This window comes from Coleofasciculus sp. D1-CHI-01 (assembly GCF_040218875.1).
In the GTDB taxonomy this organism is placed as follows: Bacteria; Cyanobacteriota; Cyanobacteriia; order Cyanobacteriales; family Coleofasciculaceae; genus Coleofasciculus.
Map to the genome: position 1 here is coordinate 24,490 of NZ_JAVJQP010000153.1, position 20,230 is coordinate 44,719.

Annotated in this window: 19 protein-coding genes; 8 read left to right on the top strand and 11 right to left on the bottom strand. The window is 47.4% G+C overall.

From position 1 onward, the window contains the following. The first annotated feature begins 74 nt into the window (after window positions 1-74). From RIB93_RS26725 to RIB93_RS26735, 3 genes are all read left to right on the top strand, one after another. Window positions 75-893, top strand: a complete 819-nt coding sequence (locus RIB93_RS26725; protein WP_446377371.1) for an aminotransferase class IV — start codon at window positions 75-77, stop codon at window positions 891-893. 163 nt (window positions 894-1,056) lie between these two features. Further along, window positions 1,057-2,895, top strand: a complete 1,839-nt coding sequence (gene ftsH3, locus RIB93_RS26730; RefSeq protein ID WP_446377373.1) for an ATP-dependent zinc metalloprotease FtsH3 — start codon at window positions 1,057-1,059, stop codon at window positions 2,893-2,895. A 200-nt stretch (window positions 2,896-3,095) separates the two neighbouring features. Next, window positions 3,096-3,749, top strand: a complete 654-nt coding sequence (locus RIB93_RS26735) for a Uma2 family endonuclease (protein ID WP_446377542.1) — start codon at window positions 3,096-3,098, stop codon at window positions 3,747-3,749. A 92-nt stretch (window positions 3,750-3,841) separates the two neighbouring features. Here the strand turns inward: RIB93_RS26735 and RIB93_RS26740 are convergent, their stop codons facing one another. From RIB93_RS26740 to RIB93_RS26755, 4 genes are all read right to left on the bottom strand, one after another. Then, entirely contained in the window at window positions 3,842-5,389 is a 1,548-nt protein-coding gene (locus tag RIB93_RS26740) for a hypothetical protein (protein ID WP_446377375.1), read from the bottom strand. Next, window positions 5,386-6,132 (bottom strand): ABC transporter ATP-binding protein, encoded by a 747-nt coding sequence (locus tag RIB93_RS26745; protein WP_446377377.1) that lies wholly within the window; start codon window positions 6,130-6,132, stop codon window positions 5,386-5,388. Before RIB93_RS26745 ends, RIB93_RS26740 begins: the two co-directional genes overlap by 4 nt. Before the next feature lie 12 nt (window positions 6,133-6,144). Beyond that, complete coding sequence (locus RIB93_RS26750) at window positions 6,145-6,276, bottom strand: hypothetical protein (protein WP_446377379.1); 132 nt, start codon at window positions 6,274-6,276, stop codon at window positions 6,145-6,147. Window positions 6,277-6,690: 414 nt separating this feature from the next. Continuing rightward, window positions 6,691-7,194, bottom strand: a complete 504-nt coding sequence (locus tag RIB93_RS26755; protein ID WP_446377381.1) for a hypothetical protein — start codon at window positions 7,192-7,194, stop codon at window positions 6,691-6,693. 167 nt (window positions 7,195-7,361) lie between these two features. On the opposite strand from RIB93_RS26755, the gene RIB93_RS26760 reads away from it, so the two are divergent. Further along, window positions 7,362-7,892: an NUDIX hydrolase gene (locus RIB93_RS26760; protein ID WP_446377383.1), complete on the top strand. Its 531-nt coding sequence runs from the start codon at window positions 7,362-7,364 to the stop codon at window positions 7,890-7,892. A 119-nt stretch (window positions 7,893-8,011) separates the two neighbouring features. Here RIB93_RS26760 and RIB93_RS26765 read toward each other — a convergent pair whose 3' ends face one another. The 4 genes from RIB93_RS26765 to RIB93_RS26780 all read right to left on the bottom strand — a co-directional run bounded on the left by RIB93_RS26765 (window position 8,012) and on the right by RIB93_RS26780 (window position 10,565). Next, entirely contained in the window at window positions 8,012-8,260 is a 249-nt protein-coding gene (locus RIB93_RS26765; protein WP_446377385.1) for a DUF2283 domain-containing protein, read from the bottom strand. After that, window positions 8,257-8,520, bottom strand: coding sequence for a DUF4258 domain-containing protein (locus RIB93_RS26770; RefSeq protein WP_446377387.1), 264 nt, complete (start codon window positions 8,518-8,520; stop codon window positions 8,257-8,259). The genes RIB93_RS26765 and RIB93_RS26770 overlap by 4 nt, the downstream gene beginning before the upstream one ends. 148 nt (window positions 8,521-8,668) lie before the next feature. After that, on the bottom strand, window positions 8,669-8,911 hold the full coding sequence (locus tag RIB93_RS26775) for a toll/interleukin-1 receptor domain-containing protein (RefSeq protein ID WP_446377389.1): 243 nt from the start codon (window positions 8,909-8,911) through the stop codon (window positions 8,669-8,671). Window positions 8,912-9,488: 577 nt separating this feature from the next. After that, a complete protein-coding gene (locus RIB93_RS26780; protein ID WP_446377391.1) occupies window positions 9,489-10,565 on the bottom strand; it encodes an ATP-dependent 6-phosphofructokinase in 1,077 nt (358 codons plus the stop codon). Window positions 10,566-11,180: 615 nt separating this feature from the next. On the opposite strand from RIB93_RS26780, the gene RIB93_RS26785 reads away from it, so the two are divergent. From RIB93_RS26785 to RIB93_RS26800, 4 genes are all read left to right on the top strand, one after another. Further along, window positions 11,181-11,726 carry a hypothetical protein gene (locus RIB93_RS26785; RefSeq protein ID WP_446377393.1) on the top strand — a complete coding sequence of 182 codons (546 nt, stop codon included), beginning with the start codon at window positions 11,181-11,183 and terminating at the stop codon, window positions 11,724-11,726. 134 nt (window positions 11,727-11,860) lie between these two features. Next, a complete protein-coding gene (gene pstS / locus RIB93_RS26790; protein WP_446377395.1) occupies window positions 11,861-12,880 on the top strand; it encodes a phosphate ABC transporter substrate-binding protein PstS in 1,020 nt (339 codons plus the stop codon). A gap of 217 nt (window positions 12,881-13,097) precedes the next feature. Further along, a complete protein-coding gene (locus RIB93_RS26795) occupies window positions 13,098-14,744 on the top strand; it encodes an iron uptake porin (RefSeq protein WP_446377397.1) in 1,647 nt (548 codons plus the stop codon). 46 nt (window positions 14,745-14,790) lie between these two features. After that, entirely contained in the window at window positions 14,791-15,564 is a 774-nt protein-coding gene (locus tag RIB93_RS26800) for an HAD-IIA family hydrolase (protein ID WP_446377399.1), read from the top strand. Window positions 15,565-15,712: 148 nt separating this feature from the next. On the opposite strand, the gene thrC is transcribed toward RIB93_RS26800, so the two are convergent. The 3 genes from thrC to rimO form a co-directional block, all read right to left on the bottom strand. Beyond that, window positions 15,713-16,831 carry a threonine synthase gene (thrC, locus tag RIB93_RS26805; RefSeq protein ID WP_446377401.1) on the bottom strand — a complete coding sequence of 373 codons (1,119 nt, stop codon included), beginning with the start codon at window positions 16,829-16,831 and terminating at the stop codon, window positions 15,713-15,715. 253 nt (window positions 16,832-17,084) lie between these two features. Continuing rightward, complete coding sequence (locus RIB93_RS26810) at window positions 17,085-18,479, bottom strand: DEAD/DEAH box helicase (protein ID WP_446377403.1); 1,395 nt, start codon at window positions 18,477-18,479, stop codon at window positions 17,085-17,087. 115 nt (window positions 18,480-18,594) lie between these two features. Next, window positions 18,595-19,932, bottom strand: coding sequence for a 30S ribosomal protein S12 methylthiotransferase RimO (gene rimO, locus RIB93_RS26815; protein WP_446377405.1), 1,338 nt, complete (start codon window positions 19,930-19,932; stop codon window positions 18,595-18,597). Window positions 19,933-20,230 lie beyond the last annotated feature (298 nt).

Below are 20,230 nucleotides of genomic sequence, written 5' to 3' on the forward strand. Positions count from 1 at the left end.
TAAATTCGGCTATTTACCAATAAATGAACAACAAAACCCGCCCTACCTTACAAATGACAAATGACGAATGACGAATGACAAATCAAGTCAGTTATTGGTATGACGGTAAACTTATTCTAGGCGATCGCATCGAACTCGCCATCAATGATCCCGGTTTGATTTACGGCGCGACAACGTTTACCACTCTGCGCGTTTATAACTCTTCCCTCACCCACCCCTTAACCCATTGGGACGCCCATTGTGCGCGTTTACGTCACAGTTTACAGGTGTTTGGCTGGCAATTCCCAGACTGGAAACGCATCCGCTACGGTGCAGAACAATTACTCCCCTCGTTTCCGGTGTTGAGAATTGTGGTTTTCCCGGATGGGCGAGAATGGATTACAGGGCGTCCTCTCCCGGCTGATTTAAGCGAACGCCAACAGCAGGGGGTTATCGCTTGGTTAGCGGAAGTGTCACACTTGCGCCGTTCTTTACCTACCTATAAAACGGGGAATTATTTGGGCGGATGGCTGGCGCTGCAAACGGCACAACAACTCGGCGCTCAGGAGGCTATATTAGTTGATGATCAGGGGAATTGGTTGGAAACGAGTACGGGGAATCTTTGGGGCGCTAAAGATGACTGCTGGTGGACACCACCAATTGAGGAGGGGATATTACCGGGAGTAGCGCGATCGCACCTCATTAGTCGCCTTGAACAACAAGGATTAAAAATTTGCCAAGTTCCCTGGACTCCAAAATTGGTGCAGGAGTTTGACGCGATCGCTTATACGAATAGTGTCATGGAAATCATCCCGATTCACACCGTTCTCACGGCAGATCAACGGTTTGAGTATCGCTCCTGTTCTGGTGGTTTAGCACCGTTGCAGCGTTTATTTGGGGAGTCTCACAAATAATTCCAACTTTAAATTATACCACATCAAGAGAAAATTTGCTAATTCCCCCAGTTTACCAAGAACCAACTTCGCCAAATAGTCTGATAGACGTTAACATTAGTTAATATAATCAGCCGATTCGACGCCATCAGATCACATCCTAAGTCTTAGGAGGAAATCAGTAGTGAATAAGAAATGGAGAAATGCGGGGCTTTATGCACTACTAGCGATAGTAGTCATCGCCTTGGCAACAGCATTTTTAGACCAACCGTCCCAAACGCGGGAAAGTTGGAGATACGACCAGTTCATTGATAACGTTAAGAGCAAGAAGGTCGAGATCGTTCAACTCAGTTCTGACCGCACTCAGGCTATGGTAACCGCTCAAGACGGTACCCAGTACCAGGTCAACCTGCCTAACGATCCAGAACTAATCAGTATTCTCACCAACAATAACGTAGATATTAAAGTTCGACCTCAGAGTGATGATGGGTTCTGGTTCAGAACCCTGAGTGGACTCTTCTTCCCGATCCTGCTTCTGGTCGGTTTATTCTTCTTACTGCGACGAGCGCAAAATGGTCCGGGTTCTCAGGCGATGAACTTCGGTAAGTCCAAAGCCCGCGTTCAAATGGAACCGCAAACCCAGGTCACGTTTGGGGATGTCGCCGGGATTGAGCAAGCCAAGCTGGAACTCAACGAAGTGGTTGACTTCCTCAAAAACGCCGATCGCTTCACCGCCATTGGTGCGAAAATTCCCAAAGGCGTGTTGCTTGTGGGTCCTCCGGGAACGGGTAAAACCCTGTTAGCGCGTGCTGTTGCTGGGGAAGCTGGTGTACCCTTCTTCTCTATTTCCGGGTCTGAATTCGTGGAAATGTTCGTAGGTGTGGGTGCGTCTCGTGTCCGCGACTTATTTGAGCAAGCCAAGAATAGTGCTCCCTGTATCGTATTTATCGATGAAATTGACGCCGTAGGTCGTCAACGGGGTGCTGGCTTAGGCGGCGGTAACGATGAGCGGGAACAAACCCTGAACCAGTTACTGACGGAGATGGATGGGTTTGAAGGCAATACGGGTATCATTATTATTGCCGCCACCAACCGTCCTGATGTTCTGGATGCAGCATTATTGCGCCCTGGTCGGTTTGACCGTCAGGTGGTTGTGGATCGCCCCGACTACGCCGGACGCTTGGAAATTCTCAACGTTCACGCTCGCGGCAAGACTTTATCCAAGGATGTAGACTTAGAGAAAATTGCCCGTCGGACTCCTGGGTTCACCGGTGCTGATTTATCAAACTTGCTCAACGAAGCCGCAATTTTAGCCGCACGGCGCAACCTCACCGAAATCTCCATGGATGAGGTGAATGACGCCATCGACCGGGTATTGGCTGGACCGGAGAAGAAAGACCGGGTGATGAGCGAGAAGCGCAAGCGGTTAGTGGCGTATCATGAAGCGGGTCACGCCTTAGTGGGTGCATTAATGCCCGATTATGACCCAGTGCAGAAAATTAGTATTATCCCACGCGGTCGGGCGGGTGGATTAACCTGGTTTACGCCCAGTGAAGACCGGATGGATTCCGGGTTATATTCCCGTTCCTACCTGCAAAATCAAATGGCGGTGGCTTTAGGGGGTCGAATTGCTGAGGAAATTATCTTCGGTGAAGAAGAAGTGACGACGGGGGCGTCTAACGACTTACAACAAGTCGCCCGTGTCGCCCGACAAATGATCATGCGCTTCGGAATGAGCGATCGCTTGGGTCCTGTGGCACTAGGACGGCAAAATGGCAATATGTTCTTAGGACGGGACATTGCCTCAGATCGGGATTTCTCCAACAGCACGGCGGCGACGATTGATGAAGAGGTGCGTCAGTTGGTGGATGAAGCCTATCAGCGGGCGAAAGATGTCTTGGTGGGTAACAAATACATCTTGGACAAATTATCTGCCATGTTGATTGAGAAAGAAACCGTCGATGCAGAAGAACTGCAAGAACTGTTAGCCGAAAACGACGTGAAGATGGCGGCGATCGTCTAGTTCTTAGTTCGGTAATAATCATCATCATCTTGAGGGCAGCGTTAGCATACGCTGTCCTTTTTTTGCTATGGCACTACGAGGATACGTTAGGACATTCCCCTGTTGCCTGTTACCCAACAGAATCTAGGGCTAAAGCCCTTACTACAAGCCGACGCGATCGCTCAATTACCATGGAAAGCAAGCGATACCCAATGACGACCATGGTCAGTTCAGTTCCCCTACCGACGAGTTCTCAACCTGTGGGTGAAAAGCGAGTAACCTTTCACCATCTCAACTGGCAAGCTTACCAGCAAATCCTCCACGCTTTAGGCGAAAATCGCGCTGCCAGCCTCACTTACAATCTTGGTATTCTGGAGATTACTATGCCCTTAGAAGACCACGAATTTGCGGCTCGACTAATTGAATTATTTATTCGCATTTTAGTGGTCGAAATGGGATTAAAAATCAAAACGATGGGATCGACTACCTTAGAACGAGAAGACCTCGATCGCAGTCCAGAACCGGACAATGCTTATTATATTCAAAATCAACATTGCGTCGCTGGGCGCAAGGTAGATCTCCAACATGATCCACCGCCGGATTTAGTGGTTGAAATTGATATCACCCATACCGATATTGACAAATTACAACTCTACGCCAGTTTGGGAGTCCCGGAATTTTGGCGCTATAACGGGCGGATTTGGCGAATTTATCAATGGCAAGCTGGACAATATCAGGAAGTAGAATCTAGTCTAACTTTTCCGTTTATTACCAAAGAAAACCTCTACGACTTTCTCGAACAAGCTCAACAGGATGAAGTAGAAGCAGAACAAGCGTTTCGCGCTTGGGTACGGCAACAGGTTCAACCGTCTTAATTTCTGGGATACTGTTTTCTTAAAACCTTCTGCCCTCTGTTTTTCAGCAAGGTGTAATGAGAAAACTGTTCCCTGTTCCCTCACCACCCCAATCAAAACCCTAATGAACTACCAAGCTGACGACTGCGCCAATACGCGATCGCAATCAAACCACCAATCACCGCCAGCGCGATCGCCGCTAATCCAATATGCCCCTGACCCGCTTGAAAGCCCAAAAACCCCCAAGTCATTACAGACGCGACTTCCAGCATCCCTAAAATGACATCCCCTTGACGTTCCTTGTGCCGTTTAAACATGTTTGCCAGAGGTACAGGGTGCGAATTCCACAGGCGCAATATCGCGTTACAACTCGTCGCCCCCAAAAAAACCAGCAGCGCTAGCCACCAGGGTTCACCTTTAGCCAGCAAAATGATAAAAATAGGAGAGAAAAGTATCCAGACGGGAATTAAAGCTGCTAATAATTTAACCTGGCGCAACGTGGTTCCCTGAACCGGAGAAGCCTTCAACAAATCCGGCGCCTCTTCTCCAGAGACACAGATGCGGGTTAAGGACGAAACTAAGGCGCTCCCGACAATAGACACTACTGTGGCGACAAAGGTAGTTAAACTTGCCAGCATTTGTTCCTGGGAACCCCGTAGGACAATAATTAAGGCGGGGATTAAGAATAACATCTGGAGAAAGGTTTGGGAGAGCAAATAAGGATTACGCCAGATAATCCGCCACTCTTTGAACAACGCCATCTGGTGAAAACCCGAGGTAAAGCGAACCGATGCTTGGGGACGGCGTTGCTTACGTTTGTGAGTCATCGACTCTTGCGTCCCCGTGATAAAGGAATGATGTAAAACGTCCACCGCCAGCCAGGTTAATCCAGCACTCACCAACAGCGTCAGCAGCACGGAAACGGGTTCAAAAAACATCGCTCTAGCGGGAAACCAGATGATACTCTCTGCACTTAAAGGATTCCCTGGGCTGAATAGAGGACGCAACTGTTCCCCGATTCCGGCGGTAGGGACATCTATACTCCTGAGGACATTTGGGAGTTGGGACAGCAAAAACAGTAGAGCGGTTAAACTAGCCGTGAGAATTTGTGACCAGGTTCGCGCCCGTCGCGCCCCCAGCCAGCGCACCAACCATAGAGTCAGAAGCATGGCTAAACTGGTTGTGGCTAAGGCGAGACCGATAAATGCGGGGTAAACGCCCAACAGTTGAGGAACGCCGAGAAGGAGTGCGAGAAGACTGATGGGAATAATGAACAGACAATCACTCAGGAAAATCTTCAACGCCACACCCAACAGGCGACTGGCAAAAATGACTTTACTGGACATCGGTGAAGAGACCAGTAAATCCAAGTCTCCTCGCTCAAACAAAGCCACCACACTCTGACTCATGGCTTGAGTAAAAGCGATGAAAAATCCGATTAGCCAGACGGTGACAGCTACCCAGATAGCTGGCGCTGGGATAGAGGAAACTGAAAGGGTTTGGCGTATCTCCGTTAAAGCAAACCACAGGGGAACCAGTACAACCAGGCTCAAAAATCCCAGGACAATTCCCCAGGTTTTCAGTCCCGGTTTACTGTTCAATTCACGCCACCACAGGTGCAATTCATGGCGCAATAGCCAGGGTAATGTAGCCACGTTCATACTTTCACCTCCTGATTCTGTGTCAACTCCAGGAAGACAGTTTCCAACGTTCCACCTGCTTCACCACTGCGCCTTCTGAGTTCATCCAATGTCCCCTCAGCGACTAACTGACCGTAATTGAGAATACCAATATCTTCTGCCAAGCGTTCGGCAATTTCCATGATATGGGTGGTAAGAATTACAGTATTGCCCTGTCGCACATAGTCCACTAACATCGTTTTGACTAACCGAGCCGCCGCCGCATCCAGTCCGGTGAGAGGTTCATCTAGGATAATGACTTTGGGGTGGTGAATAAAAGCACCAGCTAGAGCCAGTTTTTGCTTCATCCCTCGGGAGAAGGTTTCGGTTAAGTCAGTGCGTACATCCCAGAGGGAGAGTTGCTGCAACAGAGTTTTGGCGTGAGATTGCGCTTCCTCCGCCGGGATACCCCACAATCCGGCGACAAATTCTAGATATTCTAATGCTGTGAGTTTGTCGTAAAGTAAGGGATCTTCGGGGAGATAGGCTAATTCCTGTTTAGCGACGCTGGGAGTACGGGTAATGCTGTGACCTAAAATAAGAGCATCCCCGTCATCGGGTTTCAGGAGTCCAGCCACCATGCGTAATGTCGTGGTTTTGCCAGCGCCATTGGGACCAAGGAGGGCATAAAATGAGCCTTGGGGAATTTGCAGGCTCAAGCGATTAACGGCTTGGTGAGAACCGTAACGTTTGCTCAGAGAAATTAGTTCGAGTGCTAATGTCATAAGTGAAGGTTTCTAGGCATACTCTCGTTCCCAGTTTGGAGAAGGGAATGTGGTTTTGGAGGCTCGCGACTCCAGCCGCACCAAGGCATTTCCAGCTTTAATTTGATACGGATAGAGGCTTGTGTCCAAATTTATGTAGCTCATCCATTTCAGAAATATAGTCAGCCAGGTATGGGTGGTGCGAGGATCTTGCTATCAGCTATTTTCAATCTACAAGCTCCATAGGTGATAACAAATCACCCAACGGATTCATCCAACTGGGGGATTTTGATTATCCGTCGGGGATTTGGAGTCGCGATCGCTTATTTCAATTCTTCTCTAGTTTACTGGCGATTCAAGGTTTATAAACTTAGCTTACTCGGCGATTCATCTCACGGTCTAATCTTTGATTGAATGTAGGAGGATGTCACAGAAATACGCCTTATATCCAGTTGTAGTCTTCAAAATTGTTCCCGTTTCCCTCACTTTCATTACAATCTTGATTCAGCTCCTCCCGTAGAGGCAAGCTTCATGCCTACTACGAACAACAACAACAAAACGTCTTGTAGCCACTTAGCTTCAAAATGAAAGATAGGGAACGCTAGTTTTAACGGGGCGAATATATTTGGAATTAGCCCGCACGAAACAAATGTCATTCATTTGGTTGTTGGCGGTTGGCATATCAATGATTACTTTTACCCAGGGTAAACCCCGTTCATCTCTAATAATGGTTGCACCAGCAGGCGCGTTGTCAGCAATGAGAACTGTCTGTTTAGGGAAACGTCGCACCACAGACCATTCTCCGATATTAAAATCATCTTGCCAACCACTAGGGCGAAAGTCTTCTAGCCAAAATTGGCGGAATTCTGGCGAGATGCGACAATTCAAGCCTCTGGGATCAGGATCAACAACCTGCCAACTCCACCAGCTATTCGCGGAGGCGGTATAATCATTTTGAGCGTTGGTTTGGGGTAGGGGTGGCAGTTCGTTGGCAAGAAGTTTGCCAGGGAATAGGGCTAACCCCATGGAGATACCCAAGGTAATAGCGTTGAAGTGGATTGTCTTATTTACACGAAGTTGCATTTCTGTCAAGCTAACTCTACTTATCTATCTTAATGTATGATTTTTGGGCGTTTTTTCGTGGATTGATTGGTGGAGTAGGGCGGGTTTTGTTGTTTGTTTAGGGGTGACAAGTAGAGTGAGTGGCTAAACCCGCCCCTACAATTGCTCTTATAATTGATGTATAACTTATGATGAGTAAAGAGAAAATTATTTTTAGTACCGATTGGATTACAGTTAAGGAAACAGCTTGGGGGTATCACTACCTAGAACGCAAGGGACGAGATTCTGTAGCGATATTTCTGATTAGAAAACGTCAGAGTAACACAGGGGACTATGAGGTTCTGATTAGACAGCAGCCGCTTTGTATCCATATTCCCGATATTAATCAAGAGCATAAACTCTATCCTTGTCCCATTACTGGGGGTATTGATGCAGGGGAATCGCCAGAGGAAGCGGCGATTAGAGAGGTGCATGAAGAAGCGGGATTTTCGGTTCAGGTTCTACCCTTGGGAAAATATATTGTCGGAACTCAAACCAATGAGATTTGTTATATGTATTATGCCGATGTAACGGGTGTAGAACAGGAAAAGGCACAGCAAGATGGCAGCTATTTTGAATCGATTAGCCATAATGAATGGCATCCGTTAGGTTATTTGAATCAATGCGATTATTCAGCCTGTCAGATTGGGTATTTTCGGCTCAAATCTATTCTTGAATAAATACGGGGTGGTTGATTAAAATCGTAGGGGCGCACCGACGTGCGCCCTTTTTTAGCGTGCGGTAAAAGGGCTTTGTTTGTAGTAAGCACTTTAGTGCTTTAACGCCTAGCTTTAGAGGTTTAAACCAGGGTAAGCCAACCTAAAACATCTCTTAACAGCTTTTTTTCCTCCTGGGTGAAAGGAAAATTCACATTTTTGATCGAGTCGGGGTTTTTTTGACTTAGATTTAAAATCTCAATGCCCACAATGGTATCATTTTCGTCAAAATCATAAACAATGCCGGGGCTGATTTCTTCAGACGCAACAATTCTTGAATCCTTAAGTCGGAAATAGACGGCTTCAGTCTCTTGATCAAAATCTATCCTCATAATGTCCCCTTACGCTTGCGATCAAAATAAACAGAGATAATTATCCAAGGGTTATAATTAGGATTGTAGATAACTCGTAGAACTCTGTCCCCATATTCAGGGATAGTCTTAAAAGCGTGTCTCTTTGTATAATCTTCTGAGTCTAACTCTAACAGATCGGGATTTGACAGGGTTCTTTCGATCCACTCTTGCTGAATATTGCGCTCCAGCATCCTTGCTCTTGCGTGTTCGGTAAGAACATAATCAGGTTTTGTTGACATTTATAGGACTTACGCAAAGGCTCTACAGGTAGGGTGTGTTAGCGCGGCGTAACGCACCTTAACCAGTATATCTGGTGTGGCTGCGTAAGTCCTGATTTAATAGGCAAATAGTAGGTTCGGTCTCGTTCCTCGACCCAACAAAACTATATCATGTAAAAATTGCGTCTTTCTCATAACTCACCCACTGGGAATTAACACTATCAGGGGAGAGAACCAGAACCAAAATATCTGCATTAGCCAACCCGTCTTCCAGCTTATCCGGTATTCTATCACCGGGGAGAATCTCCCATTTATCCAACCAAGCATCAATCCCTTCTCGGGTACGTAAATCCGTTGCTAGACGCTCAACAAAGGGTTTGTCAATACTGCTATGACTGATAAACGCTTTCATTATTTCAGATTATTAATATTGGGATTATTATAAACTCCTCTCGGTGTTTGATGCATCATCGGACACCCCCTCAATCGGGTAAGAGCAAGGCAATGCCGTGTCCCTGTTGCCAGTCTTTATTACCCCCTTTTGCCATGGCGATTGAAATCGCTGCTACACAAACCAAGCCTGCCTCCGCAGGCTGAATTGAGTCCGCGCAGGCGGAGCTTGGTTTGTATAGCCCCAGACTTTTAGTCTGTGGGCGATTGGCTTGAACCAGTTTTAGGGTGAAATTTGTATCATCACTAACAAACGCCTTGATCCCATTTCCCTAAAATCCTTCACACCAAGCCAGCCGATCGCAGATGTAGTGGAGTGGATACGGGCGATCGCGGCAATCAATTAAATTTTGTCATTCGTCATTTGTCATTTGTCATTTGTCATTTGTCATTCGTTTACTCCCCCAGCTCCCAGACGTAGCATGCTACGTCTCTACATGGCTCCCCCAGCTACCCCAGCTTCCCCTAACGGTACTTAGACAAAAAATGAAGTAAAAATTGTGCCAGAAACTGTCTAAGTACCGCCGTGAGGGTATCAATTACAAATCGCCAACGTAGGTGTCGAGGGCTTTAGCGGTTTCCACTAGAGGATGATGAGTATCCACTAAAATCGGACTGTTGCTAGTCACCTCATCAATGGGAATGCTGACAACAACTCCATTTTGCCAAGCGACCATTTTTTGATAATCATCCTTGGCAATTAAATCGACAGCCGTTTTGCCAAAGGAGGTAGCCAGCAAACGGTCTAACGCCGAGGGCGCACCACCCCGTTGAACATGACCTAATACCGTCACCCGTGCTTCAATCGTATCCCCACTAAAGTGAGAAATCTGATCCGCGACATAATCTCCGATACCCCGTAATCGAATCTCACCGAGGGCGTCTGTGTAGTAGCGTTCTTGACCCTCAATGGTTTTCGCCCCCTCAGCCACAACCACGATCGCAAAGCGGCGATTCCAGCGATCGCGCAGGTCGGTGATATGCTTACAAACACCACTAATGGAATAGGGAATTTCCGGGATCAGGATGACATCAGCACCGCCAGCAATCCCGGCATTTAGGGCGAGATGTCCGGCTTCGCGTCCCATCACCTCAACCACCATTACGCGATCGTGACTGGCGGCTGTATAGGAGAGGCGAGATAAAGCATCAACAATGGTGTTCACCGCCGTATCAAAACCAACAGCTAAATTGGTGAACGCCACATCATTATCAATCGTCTTGGGAACACCCACAATATTCATATTCCCTTTATGGGCAAGCTGATTCATAATCGCCAGACTCCCGTCACCCCCGATGACAATTAAGGCGTCTAGACCTAATTTCTGATAACCAGCGATAATCTGTTCGGCTTGAGCCTCGGTATCCCCTTTATTAATTGAACCGAGGATAGTACCGCCCGTACTGAGGAGTGGGTCAATTCCCCGACTATCTAGACCATGAACATTCAGTGAGACTGATTTGCCTTCCAATAAACCTTGGGTGGCGTAGGGAATGCCTAAAACTTCCCAATCATAGCTCAGAGTAGCATGTCTAACCGCAGCGCGAATGACCGCGTTTAATCCGGGACAGTCACCGCCACTGGTGAGTAGACCAATCCGTTTGCGAGTTTCCATAGGTCGATCTCAAGTTGTGTTCTATTGTGGATGTGAATCGTTTGAACGAAGGCTGTTTGATGCATCAAATCCAGATTTACTCCCCAGACAGTCTGACGACACCCTGGAACCACAACCACAGTTTTACTGTTTGGGATTAGAATCAAGCTGAATTAGGATTGAGTGCAAGTCCGCTTGAGTGGTGCAGTTGTGGCACTCGTCTTTTGAGAGTCGTTTGCCTCAAAAATGCTTGATCAGTGGTACGTCTAGGGTAGTCAGCGTTAACCCATATTGGCAAACAGGGTTCTAAATCCCTTCATGGCAAAAACCTCAACCTTTCCTGTGTTTGTGAACATCTAGTCCAAGATAGCCAATTTTCTGTGAGCTGAGAGTATCAAGCAGCACTGTGATTAAGACAATGATGATTAGAAAGCCCTGCTTCAATCCAAAACATGGCTCAACCAGGTCTTAGAGGAATTTCCTTTGTCATTAGATTAGAACCGCTTTCTTGACAAATGCACTTTATTGTGCATACATAAATACTCAAACTTTCTTCAAGAGATTTATGACTTGACAAAATTATCGGGCTTGTGTATTTTCTAGAGATTGAAAGAAAAACAAAAAGCAAAGACGTTAATGGCTTTCAGTACAACGACTAAGTGGAGAATAGTGATAGCCACAGGAATGGCTATTCTTACCTCCTCCATTAATTTAGGTGAAGCAAAGGCTCAATCCATCCCTAATCCCCAAACTGTTTTGCTCGCCCAAACCTTTGGCGGAATTGAACGACAAATAGCCCTTGAGGACGTACCCCTTCCAGTTATGGCGGCTGCGCGAACGGTAACGGGTGGTGAACCCACAGCGGCAAATATTGAAATGAAGCCGGATGGGTCTATTGTTTATGAATTAAGAGGTCAAAACCAGCAAGGCTTTGAATTCGTTGCTGATGCGACTCCCAATGGACAAATTATTGAGGTAGACGAAGAAATTGAGCGGAGTGCGGTTCCCGAAGATGTGATCAAAGCACTCAAACGGTGGGAACCCAACGCCTCCATAGTCAGTACGTGGCGCAGTACCCGTCTAGGACAATTTGTCTATGAAATTGTGCTTGATAATGATTTCTGGTTTGAAATTCCGGCGGATACGCAGCAAATCACTATTCATAGAGTACAGCGTTCATAAGTCGGCGGGAAACATTAACGTTAAAGGCTGGGGAGTGTCATTTATTCTTTCTCCTTTGTCCTGGGTAAGGATTTGAGGAGTATTGACTTTCCCCTACTTCGGTGAAAAATTGTTGCTCACGACACCAGAGACCTATGAAGACATTTACATTTGCGAATTGGTCGAAATTTATAGCTGTGACATTAACCGCAACGACTATTCCTTTGACGATAAGTGCTGTTTCTGCTCAAGTTCTTAAAGGGTTTGGCGCTTCGTTTCCTGAACCCCTTTACCAACGCTATAGCACTGAATACGAAAAGGAAACTGGCAAAACGTTTGAATACACAGCCATTGGCAGTGGCGGTGGGATTCGCAAATTTATGGAGCGAGCCGTAGACTTTGGGGCAACCACATTAATTCCCACTCCGATTGAGGAAAATCAAGTGGAAGATGGATTGCTGATGGTACCGACTGGGGGAGGGGCGGTTGCTATTGTTTATAATCTTAAAGATGTCCCCACGAATATTAAACTCTCTCGCGAACAACTTGCCAAGATTTTCACGGGTCAAATTGGTAATTGGAAACAGGTGAATCCCCGCTTTCCGAATAAAGAAATTCAAGTTATCGTGCGCTCAGACAGTAGCGGTGCTACCTTTGTTTTGACGAAATACTTGAATAAAATTAGTGGGGGAAAGATAGAAGCCAGCCGAGAACCCGATTGGGGATTTGATATTTTCGCGGCGCGTCCCCAAGATAGTGGCGTGGCGGCAGAGGTGCGACGTATTGATGGGGCAATTGGTTATGTTCAATCAGGTGTTGCTCAGAGGAATAATCTGCCTGTGGCTCGGCTGGAAAATCAAGCGGGACGTTATGTGAAACCGACGTTAGACGAAACCAAGAAAGCACTGGAAAATGTCACGTTTAATGACGATTTTACCACGGACAATATTAATGATCCAGAGGAGGGTTATCCTTTGGTCAGTTTAACCTGGCTACTTATTTATAAAAGATATTCCAATCAAACCCAAGTCCTTGAAACTCAAGACGTGTTGAGATGGATCATGACGCGGGGACAAGAGTTTAACCAAGAACTAGAATATACGAGAATTCCTGAAGATGTCGCCCAAAAGGTGATTGAAACGGTAAATACAGAATTGAAGGTTCGCCCCTATTAAAATTCCGAGTTTTCTTTTCAGGGGAATAAACTAGGGAAATGGGGAAAGTCGGGGCGGGTTTTACGACTATCTTTTCGGTTGCACCCAGATGGAATTAAACCCACCCCTACACAGCCGTTAAGTTCACCTCAATAGTCACGGAGGTCTTGCATTATAGACAGTGAAACGTTCAGATAAAAAAATCGGGTTGGGGATGAAGAGGAACCAAGGAAAAATCATGAAGAAACAGAGTGCGCTATTGCCCGTAACATCAGCCATACTGGGTTATAATCTGCTAATTTTATCCCCAGTTTCAGCACAAATTGATCCGATTAATCTACCGTTCGCTGATCCGCCGACACCCTCACCCTTTGAGTTACCCATTGAAGACGCTAACCAACCGGATTCCTCCCTGGCTCAAATCACCCCAGTGAGTGAATTGCGGGATGTGAGTCCGAGAGATTGGGCGTATGAGGCATTGCGGAGTTTGGTGGAAAAATACCGTTGTTTAAGGGGTTCAACTGACCAAACCTTTGAGGGCAATCGGGCGTTAACCCGTTATGAATTTGCGGCGACACTGAACCTTTGTTTGAGTCGGATTGAAGGGTTAATTAATGACGCCAAAACCAGTGGAATTACTGAAGACGATTTAGCCACGGTGCAACGGTTACAAGCCGACTTTGCCACAGAATTAGAGACAGTGATTACAGAAGTAGATACTCTAGATGCAGCCGTTATGCGTCTGGAGGATCAGACATTCAGTACGACAACAATTTTACGCGGCAGTGTAAATTTTAATATAGCTGGGGCGTTTGGCGATCGCCAGGCGGTTCCTAGGGGCGAAAAACCCTCAGCAGACTTGGATGAAACGCTCACCCTCTCATCCCGTGTTAGCCTTAGCTTCGATACCAGCTTTACGGGTAGAGATCGATTGCGAACCCGGATACAAGCTGGGAATGTGAATAATTTTGGCAGTAGCGTGACGGGAACCGATATGACTCGTCTGATTGGTGCGACAAATACGGGCAATGATGTGAGCATTGGTACTCTATTTTACGAATTCCCCCTCGGCGATCGCGGCATCGTGGCGATCGCGCCAGCGGCTGATTTTCCGACTCGGATTTTTCCGGCGCTGAATCCGGTTTCTTCTATTTCCAATTTTGGTGGTGAAAGCCCGATTTACTCCTTTGCCTTTGGTGCAGGAACCGTCGCCTACTACCAATTTACCGATGAACTTGCTGCTGGGGTGAGCTATTTAACCACGTCGGGTAGCAATCCAGATGAGGGACTTTTCAATGGTCAATATACGGCTTTAGGTCAGGTAACGTTTACCCCATCAGACGAGTTGAGCATGGCGTTAACCTATGGTCGATATTATGCCCCTGAACCGGGTTCAACGGTTAATATTACCGCGTCGAAGGGCAGTGAATTGGCTCAGTTACCTTTTGGTGAAAGTACCGCTACTTCCTCCAACGCTTTGGGCTTACAATCGACCTATAAGTTAAACGATCAGATGATTCTAGGTGGTTGGCTGAGCTACTTTCAGGCAAATGCGGAAGGTTCACCGACTGTGAGTGGTTTGAGTGGTTCATCCGGCGTCGATGCAGAGATCTGGAGTTGGGCAATTACACTGGCTGTGCTGGATGTGGGGAAATTAGGTAGTCAATTCAATTTTGTGGTGGGGATGCCGCCGAAAGTGACTGATAATGATATTGTTGAGCGAGAAGATGAGGATACCTCGTTACATTTTGAATTATCCTATACTTATCCCCTAAGTGATCGAATTTCGATAACTCCCGGCTTGTTGATGATTACCAATCCTGAACATAATGCAAATAATGATACCCTTTGGGTGGGATTGATGCGAACCAGTTTTAGTTTTTAGGTTGACGGGGTGATATTTAGTCCAGAATTGTTAAGACTAGCAGTAGATGAATGAGCTACGCGGCAAACAGGCATTTATTTGTGATATGGATGGCGTGATTTACCACGGCAACCGCTTACTGCCAGGAGTGGAGGCATTTTTGGACTGGTTAAAGGCGTCGGACAAGAAATTTTTGTTCCTTACCAATAGTAGTGAGCGATCGCCTCGGGAGTTGCGGGAGAAGCTAAAACGGTTGGGCGTAGAAGTCCCGGAGGAACATTTCTACACCAGCGCCTTGGCAACGGCGGCATTTTTGGCTCAACAATGTCCCGGAGGAAGTGCCTTTGTGATTGGGGAAGCAGGGTTGACAAATGCGCTGTACGATGCTGAGTTCTCAATGAACGATACCAACCCCGATTATGTGGTGGTAGGCGAGACGCGCAGTTATAGCTTTGAGAAATTAGAACATGCGGCGCAATTAGTGATTAAAGGGGCAAAGTTAATTGGTACAAATCCCGACTTAACTGGACCAAGTGAGAAAGGAATTGTGCCAGCGACAGGGGCGTTAATTGCACCCTTGGAACTGACGACGGGGGCGAAAGCCTATTTTGTCGGCAAGCCAAATCCCCTAATGATGCGTCATGCTCTGAAGAAGCTAGGCTGTCGTCGTGAGGATACAGCCATCATTGGCGATCGCATGGACACTGATATCATTGCTGGGATTGAGTCAGAAATCGAGACGGCGTTGGTGTTATCTGGAGTCACCCGCCAAGAGGATTTAATCCATTTTGCCTATCGTCCCCACTATATTTTGCCAGGAGTGGGGGATTTAGTCCCTTGACATAGACTAAACCTAGAAATCTAGATCGCAAGTAATCAACCGGACATGATATAGTACCAAATCAGGGTTAGCTACCCCCGTTATAATCCAGTCCGCGCAGGCGGACTTTGTTTGTGTAGCAGCGATTTCAATCGCCGTAGCTTACTATTCAGCTTGAACTGAATCCCATCACCTCAGCAACGGCAGTGGTGGTTGGCTCAATTCCTCGCTGTAATTGGTTGTTGCAATGTTGAATCGCCGTATCCGGATCTTTTAGCCCATTCCCCGTCAGCACACAAACCACTGTTGCTCCCGTCGGCACTTGATCTTTCACTTTCAATAACCCCGCCACCGATGCAGCGCTAGCGGGTTCACAAAATATTCCTTCTTTTGATGCCAAGAGGCGATAGGCTGCCAGAATTTCCTCATCGGTAACGCTATTAAATTCTCCCTGACTGGCATCTTTTACCGCAACAGCTTTATCCCAACTGGCTGGATTGCCAATCCGAATCGCGGTGGCGATTGTTTCCGGATGCGCTACTGGTTCACCCAGAATCAACGGCGACGCGCCAGCCGCTTGGAATCCCATCATCCGAGGTAAGCGATCGCACAACCCATGTTGATGATACTGGCAAAAGCCCATCCAGTACGCCGTAATATTCCCCGCATTTCCCACCGGAATACACAACCAATCCGGGGCATTCCCTAAATTATCAACAATTTCAAATGCGCCCGTTTTTTGACCTTCCAACCGATAGGGATTAACCGAATTCACCAACGTTACCGGATAATTTGCCGCTAACTCCTGGACAATTCGCAAGCAGTCGTCAAAATTTCCCTCAATTGCCAATACCTGCGCCCCATAAACCAATGCCTGCGCCAACTTCCCCAAGGCGACATACCCATCCGGAATTAATACAAACGCTTGCATATCACCCCGAGTCGCATAAGCCGCAGCCGAGGCAGAGGTATTTCCGGTGCTGGCACAAATAACCGCCTTTGCCCCGGCTTCCTTTGCCTTAGAAATCGCCATGGTCATGCCTCGGTCTTTAAAGCTACCTGTAGGATTAAGACCATCATATTTAACCAATACCTTGACTCCTTTGCCTACCGCTTCTGAAAGGGCAGGGGTGGGGATCAGAGGCGTATTTCCCTCCAAGAGAGTCACTACGGGAGTTGAGGCGGTGACGGGTAAATAAGACCGATAGGTCTCAATTAAACCCGACCATTGACAAGGTTTAGTAAAGGTATCTGTAGTTTGAGGGGTATTGGTAGCAGACAGAGTCATGGGTAATTTTTTACTGGATGTTGGTCATATACATACAAATGACCCGAAAAAACGTTTGAGTGACCAGACACGCAATAGCACATCTGTAGGGGCGGGTTTCACCATTATCGCTGCTTGCCACCCAGATGTCACTAAACCCGCCCTAACTAAGTGCAAGAACTCTTGGACAAATGACATAAGACAAATGACATAAGACAAATAACATAAGACAAATTCATCCCACGCCTATTGGTCATGGGATGAACTCAATCAATTACCGAGAACGGTTATGAGTGACCGATTCTTTGGATTTGTTATTACGACGCTTCACCAGTTTCGGACGTTCTACTTTGTTATCAACCTCGATGGCAGCTAACTCCGGTTGCGTGTGGTCGTAGACCATTTGCAAGGCAGCGGCAGCGATCGCGTGGGGGTCGTATTCTTCACTCAACTCCCGCACAATCGGCAGGAATGATGCCATCCGTTCGCCAGCCAGTGCCTCGCGTAACTCGTCTTGCAATTTCTCCAAGCGCCGCGCTTCGATTTGCGATCGCGTGGGAATCCGAGACACCTGTAAGTTCTGCCGGACTTTCCGTTCAATCTGGTGCAGTTTGCGCCGTTCAAAGGGTTGAATCAAGGAAATCGCGGTTCCGGTTTTCCCGGCACGACCCGTACGACCAATCCGGTGAATATAACTTTCCACCTGATCAGGCAAGTCGTAATTAATCACATGGGTGAGATGATCCACATCCAGACCCCGTGCGGCAATATCCGTCGCCACCACCCAGCGCACCTGACTCTGGCGGAATCGGGACAACAAGCGCTCCCGTTGGCTTTGGCTCAGGTCACCATGATACTCATCCACACTATGACCAGCCGCTTGTAACTGGCTAGTGAGTTCCGCTGCTGACCGCCGTGTCCGCACAAAAATTAGGGCGGCTTCGGGGTCTTCCAGCGCCAAAATTGGCTGTAAGGCTTTGGATTTTGAGCAGCCACGAGGGATCATATAAACCCGCTGCTCAATCCGTGCTGGGGTGGCTTTGGATAGTTCCACGGTTACCGTCACCGGGGATTTGAGGAACTGGTTGACTAAATCCCGAATTGCCTTCGGCATTGTTGCCGAAAAACAGGCACTCTGGCGTTCTTTGGGGGCTTGCTTGAGGATTTTCTTGACATCATCGATAAAGCCCATGCTCAACATTTCATCGGCTTCATCCAAAACCACCCATTTGACTTGATCCAATTTCAGATCTCCTCGATCCAGCAAATCGATCACTCGTCCTGGCGTCCCGACAACCATTTGAGCATTACGTTGTAAGAGACGAATTTGGCGATCAATGGATTGTCCTCCGTAGACGGTGACTATACCGACACGGCGATTGCTGGTCAAGTCCCGAATGGCATCTGCCACTTGTCGGGCTAATTCCCGTGTTGGGGCAAGAATTAAGGCTTGTACGCCTCGGGCATTGGGATCAAGCTGTTCCAAAATCGGCAAAGAAAAGGCAGCGGTTTTCCCTGTACCGGTTTGAGATTGAGCGACCACATCTCGCCCTGCCAACAGTTCCGGAATGGCTTGAGATTGAATGTCCGTTGGTGTATCAAAACCTAATTTTTCCAGTTGATGGAGACACTCTTCAGATAAGCCCAGATTATTGAATGAAAGGGTCATAATTTAACGGTTGTTGTGAGTTTTTCGTGATGGTTAAGGTCAGTCGTCAGTGATCAAGTGTCTGGGTTAAGGAGTTGGCAATCGCCAACATTCCCTTACCCTGAATCGACTCGAGTTAACCGACAACTAACAGTGGACTAGGGACTACAGAACCATAGAGGTCATAGATGCCAGCATCGGTGATTTCTACTTCCACGATGGTCCCCAAGGGGGCTTCGCCTTGGACGTAGACTAATCCATCGACCTCAGGGGCAAATCGAGTTGAGCGACCGATCCGTTTTCCGGTTGAGGGGTTCTCTTGCTCAATCAGAACGTCAACGATCTTGCCCACTTCACCTTGGTTTTTTTTCAACGTAATCGGCTGTTGAACTGCCATCAGCGTCTGGCGACGCTCCTCCATGACGGCTTGGGGGACCCGATTGGGCAAGTTGTAGGCTGGTGTACCCTCTTCGGGAGAAAAAGTAAAGACACCAACGTGGTCAAACTCGTGATGCTGGACAAATTGCAGCAAATGGTTAAAGTGCTGCTCTGTCTCGCCAGGAAACCCGACGATAAAGGTAGTCCTCAGCACCGCATTCGGCAAGGCGGCTTTAATGTGATCAATAATCTGATCATTCACTCGCCCCTGCCAAGGACGGTTCATTGCACGCAGGACTTCTGGATGGGAATGCTGTAGGGGTAAATCCAAGTAAGGCAGAACATTAGGCGTTTCCTGAATTGCTGCCATCACTGGCTCGGTTAAACCCGTCGGATAGGCATAGTGCATCCGAATCCAGGGGATATCCACCTTACCTAATGCCCGCAACAGTTCAGCTAACTTGGGTTCTCCATACAGATCGACGCCATAGTTGGTTGTGATTTGAGAAATGAGGATTAATTCCTGCACGCCTTGGGACGCCAATTGTTCAGCTTCCGCCACAATTGATTTAATCGTTCGCGATCGCTGGTTTCCCCTCAGATACGGAATAATGCAGAAGGCGCACCGATAGTTACATCCTTCTGCTACTCGCAGGTAAGCGACTCCTTCTGAGGTTGTGCGATAGCGCGGCGTTGTTTCATCCGCAATATAGGTGGGTTCGGCTGAAACGGCTTTGACCCGTTCTCCTGCTTCTACCCGTTCTATCACTTCGACGATGTTCTGATAATCGCCTGTTCCGACTACAGCTACAGCTTCTGGCAATTCTGCCAACAATTTCTCTTGGAAATGTTGTGCCATGCAGCCAGCAATAACAATTTTCTTATTGGCTTCTGCTAGCTCAACTAACGTGCGAACCGATTCTGTCCGCGCTGCCTCTATGAAGCTACAGGTATTTACAATAACATATTCGGCTAAATCTTCGTTGCTATCGACTGGGTAGCCCGCTTGAACCAGCAGACCCAGGATATGCTCCGTATCAATACGATTTTTTTCACAGCCTAAATGAGAAATGGCAATGGTTGGCTTGTTGCCCATGCGGTTATCTACTACAATCGGCACTAGAGTGGAGTAGCGCTTGATTTCCAGCGCTCCTAATCAGTAAGCATGAGTCGTGAGCAGTTCCCTGTTACCCTTCTGGAGAGAACGTCTCCAGAGTTCAGGCGGATTCAATCCTGATCACTTAATTTTTTCCCAGCTTTACTTGATTCATAGGGGCATAGTCTTAGAGTTTACCCACGCTCCACCAGTCCGGATGTTCTTTGGTTGCTCTAGTTTAACCCCGTTACTTATTTATATAAAATTTTATTAATATATGCAATACACTCGGTAACTT